This window comes from Novosphingobium sp. PP1Y, from assembly GCF_000253255.1.
Taxonomy (GTDB): domain Bacteria; phylum Pseudomonadota; class Alphaproteobacteria; order Sphingomonadales; family Sphingomonadaceae; genus Novosphingobium.
In genome coordinates, this window is the sequence record NC_015580.1 from 429938 (window position 1) to 449469 (window position 19532).

General features: G+C 65.6%; 16 protein-coding genes. 6 read left to right on the forward strand and 10 right to left on the reverse strand.

Annotated elements, in window-relative coordinates:
- Positions 1-36: 36 nt before the first annotated feature.
- Complete coding sequence (locus PP1Y_RS08225) at positions 37-1170, forward strand: mechanosensitive ion channel family protein (protein ID WP_051010001.1); 1134 nt, start codon at positions 37-39, stop codon at positions 1168-1170.
- 173 nt (positions 1171-1343) lie between these two features.
- On the opposite strand, the gene PP1Y_RS08230 is transcribed toward PP1Y_RS08225, so the two are convergent.
- The 3 genes from PP1Y_RS08230 to PP1Y_RS08240 form a co-directional block, all read right to left on the reverse strand.
- A complete protein-coding gene (locus PP1Y_RS08230) occupies positions 1344-3659 on the reverse strand; it encodes a CDC48 family AAA ATPase (RefSeq protein ID WP_013831821.1) in 2316 nt (771 codons plus the stop codon).
- A 767-nt stretch (positions 3660-4426) separates the two neighbouring features.
- Positions 4427-5209 carry a universal stress protein gene (locus PP1Y_RS08235; RefSeq protein WP_013831822.1) on the reverse strand — a complete coding sequence of 261 codons (783 nt, stop codon included), beginning with the start codon at positions 5207-5209 and terminating at the stop codon, positions 4427-4429.
- A 110-nt stretch (positions 5210-5319) separates the two neighbouring features.
- Positions 5320-6222, reverse strand: a complete 903-nt coding sequence (locus PP1Y_RS08240) for a LysR family transcriptional regulator (RefSeq protein ID WP_013831823.1) — start codon at positions 6220-6222, stop codon at positions 5320-5322.
- 89 nt (positions 6223-6311) lie between these two features.
- Here PP1Y_RS08240 and PP1Y_RS08245 point away from each other — a divergent pair, with 89 nt between their 5' ends.
- From PP1Y_RS08245 to PP1Y_RS08260, 4 genes are all read left to right on the forward strand, one after another.
- Positions 6312-7019 carry a CoA transferase subunit A gene (locus tag PP1Y_RS08245; RefSeq protein WP_013831824.1) on the forward strand — a complete coding sequence of 236 codons (708 nt, stop codon included), beginning with the start codon at positions 6312-6314 and terminating at the stop codon, positions 7017-7019.
- Positions 7019-7672 (forward strand): CoA transferase subunit B, encoded by a 654-nt coding sequence (locus PP1Y_RS08250; protein ID WP_007012457.1) that lies wholly within the window; start codon positions 7019-7021, stop codon positions 7670-7672. Before PP1Y_RS08245 ends, PP1Y_RS08250 begins: the two co-directional genes overlap by 1 nt.
- 98 nt (positions 7673-7770) lie before the next feature.
- The gene (locus PP1Y_RS08255) at positions 7771-8316 is read left to right on the forward strand and encodes a glutathione peroxidase (protein WP_013831825.1); all 546 of its coding nucleotides are present in this window, start codon (positions 7771-7773) and stop codon (positions 8314-8316) included.
- A 38-nt stretch (positions 8317-8354) separates the two neighbouring features.
- The gene (locus PP1Y_RS08260) at positions 8355-9038 is read left to right on the forward strand and encodes a glutathione S-transferase family protein (protein ID WP_041558690.1); all 684 of its coding nucleotides are present in this window, start codon (positions 8355-8357) and stop codon (positions 9036-9038) included.
- 17 nt (positions 9039-9055) lie between these two features.
- Here the strand turns inward: PP1Y_RS08260 and PP1Y_RS08265 are convergent, their stop codons facing one another.
- From PP1Y_RS08265 to hisS, 7 genes are all read right to left on the reverse strand, one after another.
- Positions 9056-9919, reverse strand: a complete 864-nt coding sequence (locus PP1Y_RS08265; protein WP_013831827.1) for a sulfurtransferase — start codon at positions 9917-9919, stop codon at positions 9056-9058.
- A 167-nt stretch (positions 9920-10086) separates the two neighbouring features.
- A complete protein-coding gene (gene metK / locus PP1Y_RS08270; RefSeq protein WP_013831828.1) occupies positions 10087-11304 on the reverse strand; it encodes a methionine adenosyltransferase in 1218 nt (405 codons plus the stop codon).
- Between the two features lie 43 nt (positions 11305-11347).
- Positions 11348-13048 (reverse strand): apolipoprotein N-acyltransferase, encoded by a 1701-nt coding sequence (lnt, locus tag PP1Y_RS08275; protein ID WP_013831829.1) that lies wholly within the window; start codon positions 13046-13048, stop codon positions 11348-11350.
- 70 nt (positions 13049-13118) lie between these two features.
- Positions 13119-13919: a DUF4167 domain-containing protein gene (locus tag PP1Y_RS08280; RefSeq protein WP_083835185.1), complete on the reverse strand. Its 801-nt coding sequence runs from the start codon at positions 13917-13919 to the stop codon at positions 13119-13121.
- A gap of 241 nt (positions 13920-14160) precedes the next feature.
- Positions 14161-14994 (reverse strand): peptide chain release factor N(5)-glutamine methyltransferase, encoded by an 834-nt coding sequence (gene prmC, locus PP1Y_RS08285; RefSeq protein WP_013831831.1) that lies wholly within the window; start codon positions 14992-14994, stop codon positions 14161-14163.
- A complete protein-coding gene (gene prfA, locus PP1Y_RS08290) occupies positions 14987-16057 on the reverse strand; it encodes a peptide chain release factor 1 (protein ID WP_013831832.1) in 1071 nt (356 codons plus the stop codon). Before prfA ends, prmC begins: the two co-directional genes overlap by 8 nt.
- Positions 16058-16102: 45 nt before the next feature.
- A complete protein-coding gene (hisS, locus tag PP1Y_RS08295) occupies positions 16103-17359 on the reverse strand; it encodes a histidine--tRNA ligase (RefSeq protein ID WP_013831833.1) in 1257 nt (418 codons plus the stop codon).
- A 179-nt stretch (positions 17360-17538) separates the two neighbouring features.
- On the opposite strand from hisS, the gene PP1Y_RS08300 reads away from it, so the two are divergent.
- Entirely contained in the window at positions 17539-19473 is a 1935-nt protein-coding gene (locus PP1Y_RS08300; RefSeq protein ID WP_013831834.1) for a M61 family metallopeptidase, read from the forward strand.
- Positions 19474-19532: the final 59 nt, after the last annotated feature.

The following is a 19532-nucleotide window of genomic DNA, read 5'->3' on the forward strand; positions in this document are numbered from 1 at the left end:
CTTGATTATGCTGCAATGCGGCATACCCTCGTGCGGATGATCCAGTTCATCGAGCGCAACCTCGTCGCCTTGCCCCTCTGGGCGGAGCAGCCCCTGCTTGCGGTGATTGCCGCTGCCATCGGCATTGCCATGGCACTGGTGATCCACTGGTTCCTCTTCCGCCTCCTGCGCCGGGTCGCCCGGTCGAGCAGCAACGATGCCGACGACATCGTCGTCAAGCGGCTGGCGCGGCCGACCCGTTATGCTTTCGTGGCGCTGGGCATCGTTATGGCCGCGCGCGAGATGCCGGTGCTCGATGCGGTCTGGTCGCGCTTCTCGGGCTTCGTCATGCCGCTGCTGACGGGATGGATCGCGGTTGCGGTACTGCGCGCATTCGTCGAGGCGATGATCCTGCGAAACGACATCTCGGTCGAGGACAACCGCAATGCCCGGCGCAGGCGCACCCGGCTGGCGATCTTCAGCCGCATCGGCACATTCCTGATCGTTTTCCTGACGGTCGCGGGCATGCTCGCCTCGATCCCCGGAGTGCGCGAGATCGGGGTGACGCTGATGGCCTCGGCCGGCCTTGCGGCCCTGGCGGTCGGTGCGGCGGCCCAGCCCGCACTCAAGGCTCTCATCGCCGGATTCCAGATGGCCCTGACCGAGCCGATAGCGATCGACGACGTGGTGATCATCGACGGCGAGTGGGGCCGGATCGAGGATATCCGCACGACCTACGTGATCGTGCGCGTCTGGGACGACCGCCGGCTGGTGGTGCCGTCCAACCGTTTTCTCGAGGATACTTTCCAGAACTGGACCAAGACCAGTTCCGAACTGCTCGGCACGGTCATGATCTACCTCGACCACGGGGCCGAGATCGCGCCGATCCGCGCCGAATATTCCCGGCAAATCGCCGCGCATCGGCTCTGGGACAAGCGCGCGCAGGTGCTGCAGGTCACGGATTGCGACAACGAGGCTATCGAGGTGCGCCTGTTGATGAGCGCAAAGGACGGACCCACGCTGTTCGACTTGCGCTGCGAAATCCGCGAATCGATGCTCGACTGGATTCGCCGCGAAATGCCGCAGGCCCTGGTTCGCCGCCGCACCCTGCCGGTCGCCCCGGTGGAGCTTGCCGCCGGCCCGTCGATGGTTGAGGCCATGGCCGGTGAGGGCAGGGGTTCGCTACCTTAGGGGGCTTGCTGCCTTAGGGGCTGGCCGGCGCCGCACCTGCCAGGATTTGCGAGCGAACGCGCGGAGAGCCCGGATAGGCAGACGCCAGTTGGGTAGCTGGCCTGGCCCTGGCCCCAAGGAAAAAGCCCGGCCTGCACAGACCGGGCTTTCCCTGAGCTTCGAGCCGGGACCGATCAGTCCCCGTGTTTCCTGTCTCTAGTCGATTCCACCATGCCGGGGGTGATGAAGCCGATGGGGGCCACTTCCATCGCGCGCTTCTTCAACTCGCCCTTCATGCGGCCATACTCGTTCTCCATTTCCTCTGTCACTGTCGCGCGGCTGTCTTCCAGGGCTTCCTCGAAGTCAGCCATGCTTACCGACAGGACGTCGGCGCCGCCCTTGCGGATTGCAATGAGGCCCGCGCGGCGCACCACGTCTTCCAGGTCTGCGCCGGTGAAGCGCTCGGTCCGTTCGGCGATGTCTGCCAGCGAGACGTCTTCGGCCAGCGGCATCTTCGAGGTATGGATCCCCAGGATGTGCTCGCGTCCGGCCGTGTCGGGCGTGCCGACATAGACCAGCTCGTCGAAGCGGCCAGGGCGCAGCAGCGCCGGGTCGACAAGCGTCGGGCGGTTGGTTGCGCCGATCAGGACGACCGACTGCAGTTCCTCCATCCCGTCCATCTCGGCCAGGATCGTGTTGACCACGCGGGCGGTGACCTGCGGTTCACCGAAACCGCCGCCTGAACCGCGGGCGGGTACGAGGCTGTCGATCTCGTCGATGAAGATGACGCAGGGGGCAACCTGGCGGGCACGGGCGAAGAGTCGGGCGATCTGCTGCTCGCTTTCGCCGTACCATTTGGACAGCAGGTCCGAGGACTTGATCGAGATGAAGTTCGCCTCGGCTTCCTTGGCGACGGCCTTGGCCAGCAGCGTCTTGCCGGTGCCCGGCGGGCCGTAGAGCAGGAAGCCCTTGGCCGGGCGGATGCCCAGCTTGTGGAACGCCTCGGGGTTCTTAAGCGGCAGTTCGATGCCTTCCTTGAGCTTGAGCTGCGCCTCGTCGAGCCCGCCGATATCGGCCCAGCCGATATTGGGCACCTGCACCATGACTTCGCGCATTGCCGAAGGCTGGATGCGCTTGAGCGCCTCGATGAAGTCCTCGCGGGTGACCGAGAGGTTCTCCAGCACCTCGGGCGGGATCGTGCGCGCTTCGAGGTCGATCTGCGGCATGATCCGGCGCACTGCCTCGATCGCGGCTTCGCGGGCGAGCGCGGCGAGGTCGGCACCGACGAAGCCATGCGTGGTACGCGCCAGTTCCTTGAGGTCCACCTTGTCGCCCAGCGGCATGCCGCGGGTGTGAATGGACAGGATCTCGCGCCGCCCGCTCTCGTCGGGCACGCCTATCACGATTTCGCGGTCGAAGCGTCCGGGACGGCGAAGCGCCTCGTCGATCGCCTCGGGCCGGTTGGTTGCTGCGATAACGACCACGTGGGCGCGGCTGTTGAGGCCGTCCATCAGCGTGAGCAGCTGGGCGACGAGACGCTTTTCCGCCTCGCCGTGGACCTGGCTGCGCTTGGGCGCGATCGAATCGATCTCGTCGATGAAGATAATCGCCGGGGCAGCCTTGGTCGCCTCGTCGAACACCTCGCGCAGGGCCTTCTCGCTGTCGCCATAGCCGGAGCCCATGATCTCGGGCCCGTTGATCGAGAAGAAGTTGGCCTCGCTCTCGTTGGCGACGGCCTGCGCCAGGCGGGTCTTGCCGGTTCCCGGCGGACCATGGAGCAGCACGCCCTTGGGCGGCGCGACGCCTAGTCGGGTGAACAGCTCGGGGTAGCGGAGCGGCAGCTCGACCATTTCACGCAGCTGGCGGATGGTATCGCCCATGCCGCCCACGTCGTCGTAGTTGATGTCGCCGCGCCGGGCTTCGGCTTCCTCGAAGACCTCGCGCAGTTCGACTTCGGTATTCTCGTCGATGTGCACGATGCCGCGCGGCGTGGTCGAAACGACGTTCAGGCGGATCTGCGTCAGGGCATAGGCCGGCGCATTGAACATGCGGCGCAGTTGCGGGGGAATGTCGGCCACCTGCTGCTGACCGGTCGTGGCGACGAGGTCGCCCTGGACCATCGGACGGCCCGCGAAGTTGCGCTTGAGCGCGGCGGAGGGGCCCTGCAGGCGCATTTCCTTTTGCGCGGGGGCGAAGACGACCCGCTGGGCCGGACGCGATTCGCCCTTGCGGACCGTGACGTGATCGCCCGAACCGACTTCGGCATTGACGCGCTGGAGACCGTCGAGCCGGATGACTTCGAGCCCTTCGTCTTCGGGATAGGCCAGAACGGCCTGAGCCACCGTCACCGACTTGCCGGTGATTTCTAGCACATCGCCCTCCATCGCGCCGATCGCCGAGAGCGATCCGCGCGACATTCGGGCAATGCCCTGGCCGCTCTCTTCCTGCCGGGCGGCCGCGACTTGCAGCCTGACCGTCCGTTCATCCACCTGGGGTGGGGCGTCCGCCATGTGATTCCTTTCCTTCGCCCATTTCCCTCGTCTGTCGCGCGTCGACATCGCGACTTTTCGGAGAGTGATCCTGAGCTAGGTATCGCCCCGAGGGATTTCAAACGAACGGTGGTGGCAATCTCAAGTTCCCGCGCGCGAACGCGGCACTCGCGGGCACCATTCTTTGGTAACGCTCACAAATTGCGGACAAAAAAAGGCCCGGACGTTACCGACCGGGCCGTGGAAGTTTTGGGAGAGGATGCCTGAAAGGCAGTTTCGTTATGACTCCAGTCGCCCTTTTGTGCAAGTGCGAAATGCAATTTCCGGAGATGCAAAAAATTCAATTGTGATTGCGATTAGGCCAAGTGCCCTGGAGGAATCGCCGTAATGCACGGGAAATGACAGGAAACCACATTCGAATCAGGTTTCATATTCCATTGTAATGTCTGCAGGTTTTGGCGGTGGCATGCTGCGCACTGGGCATTCCTGCTGCGACGCGATATCTCCTAAGCTACCTCAGGATCTTGTCGCCGTATCGTCAGGCTTATTGCTTCGTGGGACTGAATTGCGGGTGAACCGATGGCCCGTTCAAGACCCGAATCAGCCCGCGACTCACCGAAAGCAGGAGGCAATGGGTCCTGGCGCTGCCAGCGAGTCGTTTTCGGTGTCCGACGCATCGGCTGCGCCGGAGGCCGGATTATCAGGTAAGCGGGAAACCTGCCCATGCCGTCACCCCGGATCGGTTCCAGGGCGATGGCAAGTGGCTGATCAGAGAACCGGCGTGGCGGTCAGTGTACCAGCAGAAGGGCCGGCGACTTTGCCTCGTTGAGGAAATAGGCGGTGACGCCGCCGAACAGGAATTCGCGCATCCGGCTCTTGCCGTAGGCGCCCATCACCAGGAGTTCGGCATGGTTCTGCGCCACGGCAGTTGCGATCGTCTCTTCGGTCGAGCCGCGACGCTGGTGCTCCTCGAACTCGGCGTGAATGCCGTGGCGCGAGAGATAGCGCAGCGCTTCGGTGCCGGGATAGCCGCCCGGCTTCTCGGCTACGGAAATCAACTTCACCATCTGGCAGTCGGCGAGCAGCGGCACCGAGGCGCGCAGCGCGGCAGCGGCCTGTTCGCCGCCGTCCCAGGCGATGCACGCGCGGCGGATCGGCACTTCCAGGCCCTTGCCGTCGGGCAGGGCGAGAACCGGAGTGCTGGAGATCAGCGCCACTTCGCCGGCCAGTCCGCCCGAGCGCGATACGATCACGAGATCGGACAGGCGGGCCGCACCGGCCAGGGCGTTGACCGGGTCGTCCTCGCTGCGCAGGACATTGAACGGCACATCGTCGCGCGAGAGGCGCGCCTCGATCGCTTCGGCGGCGGCATCGTCTTCGCCGCGCGCCTGTTCCAGCGCATCGGAGATCACGTAGCTACCGCCCATGGGGTCCATGGCGATGTAGCGGGTTACCGGCGTATCGACGAGGACGGTGACGTGACCGTCGGTCCGTCGTGCCAGGTCAAGCGCAGTGTTGATCCGGACATCGCTGTCCGGCTTGCGGTCCGCATTGACGAGAATCGAGCGCATGTCCATTTCTCCCACTGATTTTCGAACCTTAGCGGGAAGGTACGCTCCCGCCATGACCGAGATCAAACATTAATCGCATTTGCTGTCACGATCGGTGGCCCGGTTCCTCTTCAAAGCGTTATCGGCGCTGCCTGTTCCGGATGTGCGTCCACTGTCAGGCGGCTTGCCCGTGCGAACAGCTCGAGAATGACGGGCTCGCGTTCACGCGTGCGAATCGCCGCCTCGAAATGTACCTTCTGTTCGGGCCGCGGCAGGATTTCGACGAGGGACCCGCTCTGCAGATGCTCTCTTACCATGGTTTCGGGCAGGACCGCAGCGCCCCGTCCGCTGCAGACGATCTCGATCATGGTGCGCACGTTGTTGCAGGTATGCAGCGCCCGCGGGGCAAGGCCGTGGGCCGCCAGCGTGTTCACGGCGACAGCGTGGATCGGCGAGTGATCGGGCAGTGACCAGACCGGCAGCGGTTGCGCGAACCCGCCCGCGCGCGCCACCGCAGGGCCGGCCACCCAGGCGAGGTCAACCGAGCCGATCGGCGTCGTGCGAATCCCGGGGCTAGCTACCGGACCGGCAAGAAAGACGATGTCGCGCGTGCCCGACAAAAGCTGCTGGAGCAGGCGTGCGGTCAGGTCGAGGTCGATTTCCATGGTGACGCCGGGGCGTTCGCGCTCGATTGCGCCGATGAAGGCGGGCAGGCAGCTCGCCGCCGCTATCTCGCCCGAGCCGATGCGCACCGCGCCCGTTGCGCCGGCGAAGTCGCTCGCTTCCAGCAGTACCTGTTCCAGCCCGCTGCGCAGCGGTTCGCAGGCCTGCACAAGCCTGCGCCCGCGGGCGGTGAGAACCATTCGGCGTCCGTCGCGTTGGAACAGCGAGAGCCCCAGTTGCTCCTCGATCTCGCGCACCCGGGCGGAAATCGCCGGCTGGGTCGTGTTCAGCCGCTGCGCGGCCGCCGCGAAAGTGCCCAGGCGGTCGATCCACATGAGCGTTTCCAGATGATAGAGCGCAATCCGTTTCATAGAGCCTGCTTATCGAAACAGATAAAAAACAATCGCTATTCGTAATGTCATTGCATGTCTAGGGTGCCGCGCAAGCGAGAGGAGATCCGATGAACAAACTCTATCCCAGTGCTGAAGCTGCCCTCGACGGGCTGCTCAGGGACGGCCTGCTGATCGCCGCCGGCGGTTTCGGCCTTTGCGGCATTCCCGAGCGCCTGCTCGACGCGGTGCGCGACAGCGGGGTGAAGGACCTGACCTTCGCCTCGAACAATGCCGGCATCGACAATGAGGGCATCGGCAAGCTCCTGCGCACGCGGCAGGTGAAGAAGATGATCTCCTCCTACGTGGGCGAGAACAAGGAGTTCGAGCGCCAGTTCCTTTCGGGCGAGCTGGAGGTCGAATTCAGCCCTCAGGGTACCCTGGCCGAGCGCATGCGCGCGGGCGGCGCGGGCATCCCGGGCTTCTATACCAAGACCGGCGTCGGCACCCAGGTGGCCGAGGGCAAGCCGACCATGGACTTCGACGGACAGGAATACGTGCTCGAGCGCGGCATCTTCGCGGACCTTTCGCTGGTCAAGGCGTGGAAGGCCGACGAGAGCGGAAATGTCGTGTTCCGCAAGACGGCCCGCAACTTCAACGTGCCCGCCGCAACCTGCGGCAAGGTCTGCATCGTCGAAGTGGAAGAGATCGTGCCGACCGGCTCGCTCGATCCGGATCACATCCACCTGCCCGGCGTTTACGTCCAGCGCCTCGTGCTTGGCGCGCCCTACGACAAGAAGATCGAATTCACGACGACCCGCGAAAGGGAGGCCGCCTGATGTCCGAGGAAACCAAGAAGGGCTGGGATCGCAACCAGATGGCCGCCCGCGCGGCGCAGGAACTGGAAGACGGTTTCTACGTCAACCTGGGCATCGGCATTCCGACGCTGGTCGCCAACCACGTGCCCAAGGGCGTCACCGTCACCCTGCAGTCGGAAAACGGCATGCTCGGCATCGGGCCGTTCCCCTATCCCGACGAGGTCGACCCCGACCTGATCAACGCCGGCAAGCAGACGGTCAGCGAACTGCCGCAGACCGCCTTCTTCGACAGCGCCACCAGCTTTGCGATGATCCGCGGCGGGCATATCGACCTGGCCGTTCTGGGCGCAATGGAAGTGGCCGAGAACGGCGATATCGCCAACTGGATGATCCCGGGCAAGATGATCAAGGGCATGGGCGGCGCGATGGACCTTGTCGCCGGCGTGAAGAAGATCATCGTCGTCATGGAGCATACCTCCAAGAACGGCGATCCCAAGTTCATTCCCGCCTGCACCCTGCCGCTGACCGGCAAGAACGTGGTGGACATGATCGTCACCGACCTGTGCGTGTTCCAGCGTCCGGACCACAACTCCCCGTTCAAGCTGGTGGAACTCGCGCCTGGTGTCACGGCTGAGGAAGTGGCGGCCAAGACCTCGGGCAAGTACGAGGTCTGACAAGAGTTTAAGCGCATTTGCCCCGGCATGACTTGCAGCGGTCATGCCGGGGCCGCATATCTCCCATCGCAAACCAAGCCACACGGGAGAATTCGGAGATGACCGATCTTGCTGCCATTCCGCTGACGCGCATCGACGGTGCCGGCGACAGCCTTGCCAACCACGGGGGCAAGGTCCTGCTCGTGGTCAATGTCGCTTCCAAGTGCGGCCTCACCCCGCAGTACGAGGGGCTGGAAAAGCTCTACAACGCATACAAGGACAAGGGTTTCGAAGTCCTCGGCTTCCCGGCCAACGATTTCGGTGCGCAGGAGCCGGGCAGCCATGAGGAGATCATGGAATTCTGCTCGCTCAACTACGGCGTCTCCTTTCCGCTCTTCGCCAAGGCCGACGTCACCGGCGAGGGCAAGCAGCCGCTCTATGCCGCGCTGATCGAGGCGCAGCCTGAAAAGGTCGGTCCCGCCGAGGAATTCCGCGAAAAGCTGAAGGGGTTCGGCATGACGCCGACGCAGGATCCGGAAGTGCTGTGGAACTTCGAAAAGTTCCTGATCGCCCGCGACGGGAGCGTCGCCGGCCGCTTTGCTCCGGGCATTGAGCCTGGCGCGCCCGAGCTTGTCGGCGCCATCGAAGCCGAACTCGCGAAGTAGCTTGCCAAGTGCTCATGCCCCGGCCTAGCGGTCGGGGCATGAGCTATGTCCTGATTACCGCCAACCGCAATTATTCCAGCTGGTCGCTGCGGCCCTGGGTACTGATGAAAGCCCTCGGCATCGCTTTCGAGGACCGCGTCGAGCCGTTCACCAAGCCGGTGAACTTCGAGGAATTCCGCAGCTTCTCCCCCACAGGACAGGTGCCGGCGCTGATCGATGGTGAGCGCACCGTCTGGGATTCGCTGGGGATCGCGCTCTATCTTGCCGACCGTCACCCCAGCGTGTTGCCGCAGGACGAGGCTGCGCGCGCCTTCGCACAGAGCATCGTTGCCGAAATGCACGGCGGCTTCGCGGCCCTGCGCAACGACTGCACGATGAACGTGGGCGTGCGCGTTCGCCTGCGCCCGATGTCGCAAGCGCTCAGCCGGGACGTCGCGCGCCTGCGCGAGATGTTCGAGGAAGGGCTGGCGCGTTTCGGCGGCCCGTGGCTCGCCGGACCCGATTTCACCGCCGCCGATGCTTTCTATGCGCCGGTAGCCTTTCGCATCCGTACCTATGGTCTGGATGTGGGCGGCGGGCAGGAATGGGTCGATCGTGTGCTCGACCATCCGGCCATGCGGCAATGGGAAGCCGAAGCGCTGACCGAGACCTGGCGCGAGGAAGCGCACGAAGCGGAACTCGCCGAATGCGGCGAGATCGTCGCGGACTACCGCAAGAGCTGAACCGTTCGGAGGGCCGCTCAGGCCTCTCCGGTTTCGACCGGACGGGAGGGATCGCTGATCCACTCGCTCCACGATCCGGGATAGAGCCGCGCGCCGGGCAAGCCTGCGATTTCCAAGGCGAGCGCATTGTGGCAGGCGGTCACGCCCGATCCGCAGCTGAGCACGGCAGGTTTGCCCTCGAGCAGCGCCGAGAAGGTTGCGGCCAGTTCCTCGGCCGAGCGGAAGCGCCCGTCGCCGTCGAGGTTGTCGCGAAAGAAGCGGTTGCGTGCCCCCGGAATGTGCCCGGCGACCGGATCGAGCGGGTTGGCATCGCCCCGAAAGCGCGAAGGATCGCGGGCATCGAGCACTTGCGCCGCGCCGCCGTCGATGCCCGCAAGCACGTCCTGTGCGCTGACGATCCCGCCGACGAGCGGATCGCCCTGGGTGAAATCGCCTTCGATGCCCGCCCCGGGCACTTCGCTGGTGAGGCGATGTCCGGCGACAACCCAGGCCGGCTTGCCACCGTCGAGCACCGCGACCGCGCGGTGTCCCATCCAGCGCAGCAGCCACCAGGCCCGCGCCGCCCACGCTCCGCCGTTCGAATCGTAGGCGACGACCTGCTGGCCCTTGCGCAGGCCGAGGCTGCGCAGCCAGGCGGCAAAGGTATCTCGGTCCGGCAAGGGGTGGCGGCCGTTCGAGCCGTCGGGTGCGCTGGCTAGGTCGTTGTCCAGGTGGGCATATCGGGCACCCGGCAGGTGCTCCTGCGCATAGACCGTGCGGCCTTTTTCCGGCGAGGCCAGGTCGAACTCGCAGTCGAGAAGAAGGACCGACGTGCCGCATTCCAGCAGGGCCTGCAGTTCCGCGACCGAAATCAGCGTTTCGAAGGGCGTCTTGTCGTTCATGGTGCCTCGCACGTCCGGTTCCTTGCCTGCACCGCAGTAGGGACCGGCAGCCGCAAAGTCGACGCATGTCGGTAGATCGGGCCAATCAGCCCGGCAGGGCCCCGATCCGCTCGATGGCGCGGGTGCGGGTAAGGCGAGGGGTCATGAACCCCCCGCCCCGGACCGGATCAGGCCAGCGCGGCCTTGAGGTCGTCCACCAGGTCGGTGCGTTCCCAGGGGAACAGGTCGCCGCTGGGCTGACGGCCGAAGTGGCCGTAGGCCGCCGTGCAGGCGTAGATCGGCTTGTTGAGGCCAAGCCCGACGCGGATCCCGCGCGGGGTGAGGCCGCCCAGGCGCTCCTTGGCGACCTTGGTGATCGCGGCTTCCAGCGCTTCCTCGCTGACCGTGCCGGTATCATGCAGGTTCACGTAGAGCGAAAGCGGCTCGGAAATGCCGATCGCGTAGGACACCTGGATCGTGCAGCGCTTGGCAAGGCCGGCCGCGACGACGTTCTTGGCAAGGTAGCGGGTGACGTAGGCTGCAGAACGGTCGACCTTGGTCGGGTCCTTGCCCGAGAATGCACCGCCGCCGTGCGGGGCTGCGCCGCCGTAAGTGTCGACGATGATCTTGCGGCCGGTGAGGCCGGCATCGCCGTCGGGGCCGCCGATCTCGAACTTGCCGGTCGGGTTGATGTGGAACACCGTCTCGCCGGTCACGAAGCCTTCGGGCAGGATCTCGGTGACGACGCGCTTCACGTAGTCCTTGAGCTGCGCTTCCTTCTCGCCCTCGTGGTAGCCCGGCTTGTGCTGGGTCGAGACGACCACGGCAGTTGCGGCGACCGGCACGCCGTTATGGAAGCGCAGGGTGACCTGGCTCTTGGCGTCGGGTTCGAGGAAAGCCGCTTCGCCCGACTTGCGGTCGGTCGCGAGGCGCTGGAGGATCTTGTGGCTGTAGTCGAGCGTCGCCGGCATCAGGTCCGGCGTCTCGTCACAGGCGAAACCGAACATGATGCCCTGGTCGCCCGCGCCTTCGTCCTTGTTGCCGGCCGAATCGACGCCCTGCGCGATGTCGGCGCTCTGCGGGTGCAGGTGGTTTTCGAAGGTCAGGTCCTTCCAGTGGAAGCCGTCCTGAGCGTAGCCGATGCGGTGCACGGTTTCGCGAACGACGCGCTGGATTTCCTCCTGCGCGCCTTCTTCCCAGTGACCGTTCCGGTCGATCATGCCCTTGCCGCGCACTTCCCCCGCCAGCACGACGCGCTGGGTGGTAGTGAGCGTCTCGCACGCGACGCGCGCTTCGGGGTCGCGCGAGAGGAAGAGATCGACGATGGCATCGGAAATCTGGTCCGAAACCTTGTCGGGATGGCCTTCCGAGACGCTCTCGGAGGTGAAGACGTAGTCACTGCGCATGTTGGGCACCGGGATATAAAGATTGCTTTATGTCTGTTGCCGTTTACCTCCCGCGGCGGCCGAGTGCAACCACGGAAAGCGCCAGAAGGGCAAGGAATGCGCTGAAGGCAAGCGGGAGGGCATTGCCGTAGCGGGCGAAAAGCGTGGGTTCATGCGGCGGCGGGATGCGGCCGTCGAGGCGTCCGGCGCGGCGCCAGGGGACGAACTTGCGCACGATCCCGTCGGCGTCGACGACGGCGCTGATGCCGGTGGTGGTCGAACGCAGGACCGGCAGCCCTTCCTCGATCGCCCGCAGACGGGCCTGTGCCAGGTGCTGCGGCGGGCCCCAGGTGCCGAACCATCCGTCGTTCGAGGGATTGAAGATGTAGTCCGGGCGATTGCGGGGATCGACGACCTGGCCGCTGAAGATGATTTCGTAGCAGATCTGGATGCCGGCCTCGCCATAGCTGCCGAGATCGTAAGTGCGTGGCCCCGGGCCGGGCCAGAAGTCCAGCGATCCGGCCACCAGACGGCGGGCGCCCAGCGGTTCCAGCAGCCAGCGCATGGCGAGATATTCGCCGTAGGGCACGAGGTGCGCCTTGGAATAGCTGGCAAGGATGTGCCCTTCGCCATCGAAGGCGGTGACGGTGTTGCGCGCGCCCACGCTCTCGCCGTCCCTCATCACCAGGTCGACTGCGCCGGTCAGCAGCACGCTGTAAGGGCCGATCATGCGGCCGATGCGCTGGCGGGCCAGCAGCGGATCCCCGGCATAAGTGTACATGCGGTAGAGGTAATCCGGATACCCGTCGCGCAAGTAGTCGCCCAGCCCCGATTCCGGCCAGAACACCACGCGCTTCTCGCCCGGTCGGCGCTGCAGCGACAGCATGGCGAGCTTGATGAAATTCGCTTCGTACTCGCGCGGATCGTCGATGACCTCCTGCCGCAGGTCGGGCTGGACGAGGGTGTAGTGGATCTCGCCTTCCTCGCGCTTGGCCCAGCGGTCGGGCCCGGTCATCACCATTATGAGCGGTGCGGCGAGCGCGAGGAGCGCAAGCGCGCAGGCCCAGCGGCCATGGCCGCTGCGAGCAGAGCCAAGACGGGCAAGGTAGCCGGGCAGGCAGGCCAGCAGGACCAGTACGCCGGACAGGCCATAGGTCCCGATCCAGGGGGCCAGCAATGCCAGCCCGCGCGTGTCGAACTGGCCGAGCAGCGCGACCCCCAGCGGATTCCACGAGAACCCGGTGAAGACCCAGGCGCGCAGCCACTCGGTCACGATCCAGGCGGCCGGGAGCGCGAAAAGGACGATCAGGAAGGCTGCGGGGCCTGCCGCTGAGGTGGCCTTTTCCTTGCCATTTCCCTTGACCTTGCGCCCAGCCTTGAGCGCCAGCCATGCGCACAGCGCGGCAAGGGCGGGATAGATCGCGAGATAGAGCGAGAGCAGGAACACGGCGATGCTGCCCAGCCATGCGGGCATTTCCGCCTGGTAGGTGAAGGCGGTCGCAATCCAGTTGTTGCCGAGAGTGAAGTGGCCGAGGCCGAAGCACCAGCCAAGCAGGAAGGCGCTGCGTCCGCTGCCGGCCCGCACGACGAGCTCGGCGAGAATGGCGATCCCTGCAAGGGTCAGCGGCCAGAGCGAGAGGGGCTGGAAACCGCAGGCGGCCACTGCGCCCGCGAGGATTGCAAGCAGGCCCGCGGCAAGGCGCGGGAAGCGGTCGAGGATCGACAGGGGATTGCGGGAGGCCGGAGCGTGCCGAGGGAAATTCATCGGCGCCGGTATGTAAGCCAGCCCGGCCGCGACGCAAGCGAAGTTGCGCGCGGCCGGATTGGTTGTCGTATCAGTCTACGGTTTCCAGCGCGCTGCCGCTGCTGCCGTCTTCGTTCGAAGCGCTGGCCTTGCGGGTCCGGCGGCGCTTGGGCTTTTCCTCGCCCTCCGCGCTCGGTTCGGGCTTGGCCTTGGCGCGGGTACGGCGCTTGGGCTTTTCTTCCGCCTTGGCCGCGATCGGCGGCGGCAGGGTTGCCGGATCGAAACCGTCGGAGGCATTCTGCGCGTCCTCGGCATGGCCCTGCCTGGCTTCGGCGCCTTCGCTGGCTTCGGCTTCCTCGTTGCCGTCGCCCGCGTCATCGCCGCGGCGCGGCTTGCGCTGCTTCAGGCCGCCACGGGGGCCGCGATTCTCGCGCACGAAGGGGTTTTGCGGCGGTTCGTAGATCGAGCCGTCATTGCCTTCGGCCTCTTCCTTTGCTTCGACCTGCTCGGCAGGAGCCTCGTTGCCGCGCTGGTAGCGCTGGCCGCGATCCTGCTGGTGATAGCGCGGGGTTTCGCCCTCGTTCTCGTCCTCGGAACCGGCGTCGTCGCCGTAATCCTGCGAACGATCGTCGCGGCGCGGCTGGCGCGATTCTTCCTGTCGCTGCTTCTGGTCGGCAATGACACGGAAGTAGTGGTCAGCAAACTGGAGGTAGTATTCCTCCTGGACACGGTCCCCATTGAGGTGCGCGTCATGGGCCAGCTTCCGATACTTCTCCAGCAGCTGCGGTGCATTGCCCCGCGCCCTGCTATCGATCCGGTTCATCTGCTGTCCGCCCTGCTGACGGTTATTGCCGCGGCCACGCCTGCGGTTATTACCACGATTGTTATTCAAGGATTACGTTCCTCAAAACCCCTGGCTGCCGTCCAGAATGCCTGGCGGTTCAGCCGCACGTCGCAAGTTCACGGTTCGCTGTGATTGCCGTGATTTCCAAATCTGCTCAGTCGAGGCGCCGTAAGCTGCACCGATTGCAAATTGTGGAGGTGAACCGTGCATGGGAAGTTTCATCCATGCCTTGGCTCGTCATTAGGCTTAGGCACTCCAGCGCCGGATTCCAAGCGAAATCTTGAGTTATTCACCAAAATCCCAGGACTCGTGGCCGATCTGCCAGGTCGCGATGGAGCCGCACCGAAAGCCCGGCGGCGCGGCCGATTGCGCTGACGGCATCGGCCTGGGCATGGCCGATCTCGACCAGCGCCATCCCGGAGGGGGCAAGCAGGTCGCGCAGCTGGGGAATGAGGACGCGGTAGTCGTCGAGCCCTTCAGACCCGGAAAACAGCGCGCCGGCCGGTTCGAATGCGCGGACGGATCGGTCGAGCGGGGCATCGTCCTCGACATAGGGCGGATTGGCCAGGATCAGGTCGAAAGGCCCGCCCAGTGCCTCGGCCCAGCCCGGGACATGCCAGTCGGCCAGGGCCAGTGCGGCGCGTCCGGCAAGGCCCAGTGCCTCGGCATTGGCCCGGGCCACGGCAAGGGCCGAAGAGGAACAGTCGATGCCGACGCCGCGCGCGCCGGGAAGCTGCGAGAGCACGGCCAGCAGCAGTGCGCCCGATCCGGTGCCGCAATCGAGGATCCTGCGTGCCTGCGGCCGCTCGGCGATCGCGGTCTCGACGAGGACCTCGCTATCGCCGCGCGGGATCAGGACGTCGCTGGATACCGCGAAGGGCAGGCCGAAGAATTCCTGCTGCCCGGTGATGTAGGCGACCGGTTCCTGCGCCATGCGACGCGCAACCATCGCTTCGTAGCTTTCAGGCACCGGCGCACCCATGTGGCGCAGCAGCAGTTCGGACCGGGTGGCGCCAAGGGCGTGGGCCATCAGCACTTCGGCGTCGAGCCGGGCCGTGTCACTGCTCGCGCCCAGTTCCAGGGCAGCCTCGCGGATCGCCGCGGCGACGGTGTCTTCAGGCATCCATGGCGGCAAGGCGCTTGGCCTCGTCCTCGGCGATCAGCGCGTCGACGAGTTCGCCCAGGCCCGGGCCTTCGAGGATCTCGGGCAGCCGGTGCAGGGTCAGGTTGATGCGGTGGTCGGTCACGCGGCCCTGCGGGAAGTTGTAGGTGCGGATGCGTTCGGAGCGGTCGCCCGATCCGACCATCGCCTTGCGCGCTTCGGCCTCGGCGCCCTGCGCTTCGTCACGCATCTTTTCATAGAGCCGCGCACGCAGGACCTGCATCGCCTTGGCCTTGTTCTTGTGCTGGCTGCGCTCGTCCTGGCAGATCACCACGAGACCGGAGGGCAGGTGCGTGATGCGCACCGCGGAATCGGTGGTGTTGACGTGCTGACCGCCCGCGCCGCTTGCACGGTAGATGTCGATCTTGAGGTCCTTGTCCTCGATCTGGACGTCGACCTCGCTTGGCTCGGGCAGGACTGCAACGGTCGCGGCCGAAGTGTGGATGCGCCCGCCGCTCTCGGTCACCGGCACGCGCTGGACCCGGTGGACGCCGCTTTCGAACTTGAGCTTCGCGAAGACGCCGGTGCCCGAGACATTGGCGACCACTTCCTTGAAGCCGCCGATGTCGCTGGAATTGGCGGAGATCATCTCGACCTTCCAGCCCTGTTCGGCCGCGAAGCGCTCGTACATGCGATAGAGGTCGGCAGCGAACAGCGCGGCCTCGTCGCCGCCGGTGCCGGCGCGGATTTCCAGCATGGCCGGGCGGCTGTCGGCAGCATCGCGCGGCAACATGGCAATGGCGAGCTTGCGCTCGGCCTCGGGCAATTCGGACTTGATCCGCGCGATTTCCTCGTCCGCCAGGGCCCGCATCTCCGGGTCCGGATCGTCGAGCTTCTGCAGGCTTGCCAGTTCCTCGCGCATCGAGACGACTTCGGCGGAGACGCGCGCTACCGGTTCGAGTTCGGCGTAGTCGCGGCTGGCGGCCACGAAGGCCTCCCCTTCCAGTGTGCCGGAAGCCAGCCGGGCTTCGAGCTCGGCGAAACGGTGCGCGATCTGGGCGAGGCGCTCGTCAGAGACGGACATCGTGCCTTACCTCCCATGCCGCGCGCCGGTCGGTCATCCCCGTGCTCACGGCCGGATCGACTGGATGACCTGCTCGACCGCGAGGTATTCCGCCGTCGGATCGGCCGCGCGCAAGTTGGCGACGGGCACGCCGTCGCGCATCACGAACGAGACGAGGACTTTCGCACCGAGCTTGACCGCCTTGTCGAAGCGCTTGCGGGGCGATCCGGTGGCGATCATCTCGGCGTCGATGCCCTGGTGGCGCAGCGCGGTGATGGCCTTCTGGGCATAGGGCAGGGCGGTATCGTCCTCGACCGCGAGGATCACCGTGAGCGGGGCTTCCCCAAGCGCGCCTGCATCGGCGACCAGCATCGAGAGGCGCTCGATGCCCGCTGCCCAGCCGACCGCCGGGGTCGCCGGTCCGCCCAGCGCCTCGAGCAGGCCGTCGTAGCGACCGCCGCCGAGCACGGTGCCCTGGGCGCCGAGCCGGTCTGTCACAAATTCGAACGCAGTGTGGCGATAGTAGTCGAGCCCGCGCACAAGGGCCGGCGCGCGCACATAGTCCACCGAGGCCGCGTCGAGCCCTTGTGTCACCTGCCCGAAGAAGTCCTGCGCCTCGGCCGAGAGGAAATCGTCGATCTTCGGTGCATCGGCGGTGAAGGGCTTGTCGCGCGGGTCCTTGGAATCGAGGATGCGCAGCGGGTTGCGTTCGAGACGGTCCTGCGAATCCTCGCTGAGCGAGTCCTTGTGGTCGCGGAAGTACTCGATCAGCGCGGCGCGCCAGGCTTCGCGGCTGGCAGCATCGCCCAGGGTGTTGAGCTGAAGCGTCACGCCTTCGGCAATGCCCAGTTCCTTGAGCAACTGGTCGGCCATCACGAGAAGTTCGACATCGACCATTGGCTCGGCTGCGCCGATCACTTCGGCGTCGATCTGGTGGAACTGGCGGTAGCGGCCCTTCTGCGGACGCTCGTAGCGGAACAGCGGGCCGTGGGTCGCGACCTTGAGCGGGGCGAACTGCTTCCAGCCGTTGGTGAGGTAGGCGCGGGCGATCCCCGCGGTGAATTCGGGGCGCAGGGTCAGCGATTCGCCGCCGCGATCCTCGAAGGAGTACATTTCCTTGGAAACGACGTCGGTCGTCTCGCCCAGCGAACGCGAGAATACGGCGGTCTTCTCGAAGACCGGCATTTCGACGCGGCGGAAGCGGTAGAGCTTACGCAAGCGTTCGAAGGTTTCGACGACATGCGCGAAAGCCTCGGCGTCGCTGCCGAAAATGTCCTGGGTTCCCCTGATCGCTTTGGGAATGGCCTGTGGTGTGCTGCTCATGACGCGCGCGCTTAGCGGGAATGGCGCTGCGGGGGAAGACCGCTGCTGGACGCGATGGCGCCGGGATGACGCCGATTGGCCCCGTCGTGGTAACCGATCCGGTCCAAATCGGGAAGGTTGCAGGGTCCATGCACTCTTGCGGTTGCGCTCGCGCGGCCGGGTTGCCAATACCCGGGGCCATGAAAAATATTCCTGCGGTTGCAACGCTTCTCTCCGCCCTTTGCCTTTCCACCTCGGTCCCGGCCATCAGCGCCGAGCCGACGCGTATCGAGATGGCCAGCCCGACGGTGCCCGATGCGGTCGACAGTCCCTGGCCGGGGGGAACAATCCAGCTCGACATCGATGCGAGCGACGTGACTCGCGCGACCTACAAGGTGACCGAGACGATTCCGGTTGCGCCCGGAACCGAGCGGCTGACGCTGCTCTTTCCGCAGTGGCTGCCCGGCAACCACGGGCCGCGCGGGCCGCTGGCGGAACTGGTCGACTTGCGCTTCACCGTCGACGGCAAGCCGGTGAAATGGGAGCGTGACCCGATCGAGGTCTATGCTTTCCACGTCGAGCTGCCCGCGAATGCGCGCAAGGTCGTGGCCCGCTTCATCCATACCTCGCCGCTGCAGCCTTCCGAGGGCCGTGTGACCGTGACGCCCGACATGCTCAACCTGCAATGGGAGAAGATGAGCCTCTATCCGGCCGGGCACTACGTCAGCCGGATCAAGGTGCGCCCAAGCGTGACCTTCCCCAAGGGCTGGACCCCGGCAACCGCGCTCGACGGCGAGACTTACGCCGGCGATCGCTACGCCTGGGCCGAGACCAATTACGAGGAACTCGTCGATTCCCCGATCTTTGCCGGCGCCAATTATCGCCGCTTCGATCTGGGCAACGATGTCTCGCTCGATGCCGTGGCGGATTCGCCCGAACTGCTGGAACTCGCCCCGGAAAACCTCGCCAAGCTGCGCGCGCTTTCCGATCAGGCGCTCTACCTGTTCGGCAAGCCGGCCTTCGATCACTACGAATTCCTTGTCGCGCTTTCCGGCAAGATCGGCGGGATCGGCCTTGAGCACCTGCGCTCGAGCGAGAACCAGCTCGAGCCGCGTGCCTTCGTCGACTGGAAGGGCATGGACTGGGACCGCAATGTCCTGCCGCACGAGTTCACGCACAGCTGGAACGGCAAGTATCGCCGCCCCGCCAAACTGTGGACGCCGGACTACCGCACGCCGATGCAGGACAACCTGCTCTGGGTCTACGAAGGCCAGACCCAGTTCTGGGGGCAGGTGCTTGCCGTGCGTTCCGGCGTGCAGGAAAAGGACACTGTGCTGGGTGCGATCGCACGCGCGGCCGCTGCGCTTGCCGCCAATCCCGGGCGCGGCTGGCGCTCGGTGGAAGATACCACTTTCGATCCGGTCTTCGCCGCCCGCAAACCCAAGCCCTATGCCTCGATGGCCCGCACCGAGGATTACTACTGGGAAGGCGCGATGGTCTGGCTTGAGGCCGACCAGGTGATTCGCGAGGGCACCAACGGGCGCAAGGGCCTGGACGACTTCGCCAAGGCGTTCTTCTCCTACCGCGATGGCACGGCCCCGACGCTGCGCTACGGTTTCGACGACGTGGTGGCGACGCTCAACGAGATCTATCCGTACGACTGGGCGCGCTTCCTCAAGGACCGCATCTACCAGCCGGGCCGCGGCGCACCTTACGCGGGGATCGAGAAGGCCGGCTACCAGATCGTCTTCAAGGACGAGCCCAACCCCTACGACAAGGCGCTCGTCGACAAGTACGGCAGCCTCTACCTTTCGCACTCGCTGGGCATGACGGTCGACAAGGACGGCGACGTCAGCGGCGTGGTCTGGGACAGTCCGGCCTTCAACGCAGGGATCGTGTCGGGCGCGAAGATCATCGCGGTCGACGGCACGGTCTATTCCGCCGATGCGATGACCAAGGCAATCACCGCGGCCAAGTCGCGCAAGGAGCCCTTGCAGATCGTTGTGCGGCGCGGCGACAAGGTCATGACCGTTTCCGTCGACTATCATGACGGCATGCGCTGGCCATGGCTGGTATCGACGACACCCGGCAGGGAAAACGGCCTGGACCGCCTTCTTGCGGCCCGTCGCAACTAAATCAGTCTACGACCATTAGCCTGTTGCGACGCAACAGGGGCGAGGCTAAGCCGCGCACC

What these genes read in the sequence shown, in the direction of transcription:
- PP1Y_RS08225 (WP_051010001.1), top strand. Translation starts at nt 37, where the DNA reads ATGATCCAGTTCATCGAGCGCAACCTCGTCGCCTTGCCCCTCTGGGCG.
- PP1Y_RS08230 (WP_013831821.1), bottom strand. Translation starts at nt 3,659, where the DNA reads ATGGCGGACGCCCCACCCCAGGTGGATGAACGGACGGTCAGGCTGCAA.
- PP1Y_RS08235 (WP_013831822.1), bottom strand. Translation starts at nt 5,209, where the DNA reads ATGCGCTCGATTCTCGTCAATGCGGACCGCAAGCCGGACAGCGATGTC.
- PP1Y_RS08240 (WP_013831823.1), bottom strand. Translation starts at nt 6,222, where the DNA reads ATGAAACGGATTGCGCTCTATCATCTGGAAACGCTCATGTGGATCGAC.
- PP1Y_RS08245 (WP_013831824.1), top strand. Translation starts at nt 6,312, where the DNA reads ATGAACAAACTCTATCCCAGTGCTGAAGCTGCCCTCGACGGGCTGCTC.
- PP1Y_RS08250 (WP_007012457.1), top strand. Translation starts at nt 7,019, where the DNA reads ATGTCCGAGGAAACCAAGAAGGGCTGGGATCGCAACCAGATGGCCGCC.
- PP1Y_RS08255 (WP_013831825.1), top strand. Translation starts at nt 7,771, where the DNA reads ATGACCGATCTTGCTGCCATTCCGCTGACGCGCATCGACGGTGCCGGC.
- PP1Y_RS08260 (WP_041558690.1), top strand. Translation starts at nt 8,355, where the DNA reads ATGAGCTATGTCCTGATTACCGCCAACCGCAATTATTCCAGCTGGTCG.
- PP1Y_RS08265 (WP_013831827.1), bottom strand. Translation starts at nt 9,919, where the DNA reads ATGAACGACAAGACGCCCTTCGAAACGCTGATTTCGGTCGCGGAACTG.
- metK (WP_013831828.1), bottom strand. Translation starts at nt 11,304, where the DNA reads ATGCGCAGTGACTACGTCTTCACCTCCGAGAGCGTCTCGGAAGGCCAT.
- lnt (WP_013831829.1), bottom strand. Translation starts at nt 13,048, where the DNA reads ATGAATTTCCCTCGGCACGCTCCGGCCTCCCGCAATCCCCTGTCGATC.
- prmC (WP_013831831.1), bottom strand. Translation starts at nt 14,994, where the DNA reads ATGCCTGAAGACACCGTCGCCGCGGCGATCCGCGAGGCTGCCCTGGAA.
- prfA (WP_013831832.1), bottom strand. Translation starts at nt 16,057, where the DNA reads ATGTCCGTCTCTGACGAGCGCCTCGCCCAGATCGCGCACCGTTTCGCC.
- hisS (WP_013831833.1), bottom strand. Translation starts at nt 17,359, where the DNA reads ATGAGCAGCACACCACAGGCCATTCCCAAAGCGATCAGGGGAACCCAG.
- PP1Y_RS08300 (WP_013831834.1), top strand. Translation starts at nt 17,539, where the DNA reads ATGAAAAATATTCCTGCGGTTGCAACGCTTCTCTCCGCCCTTTGCCTT.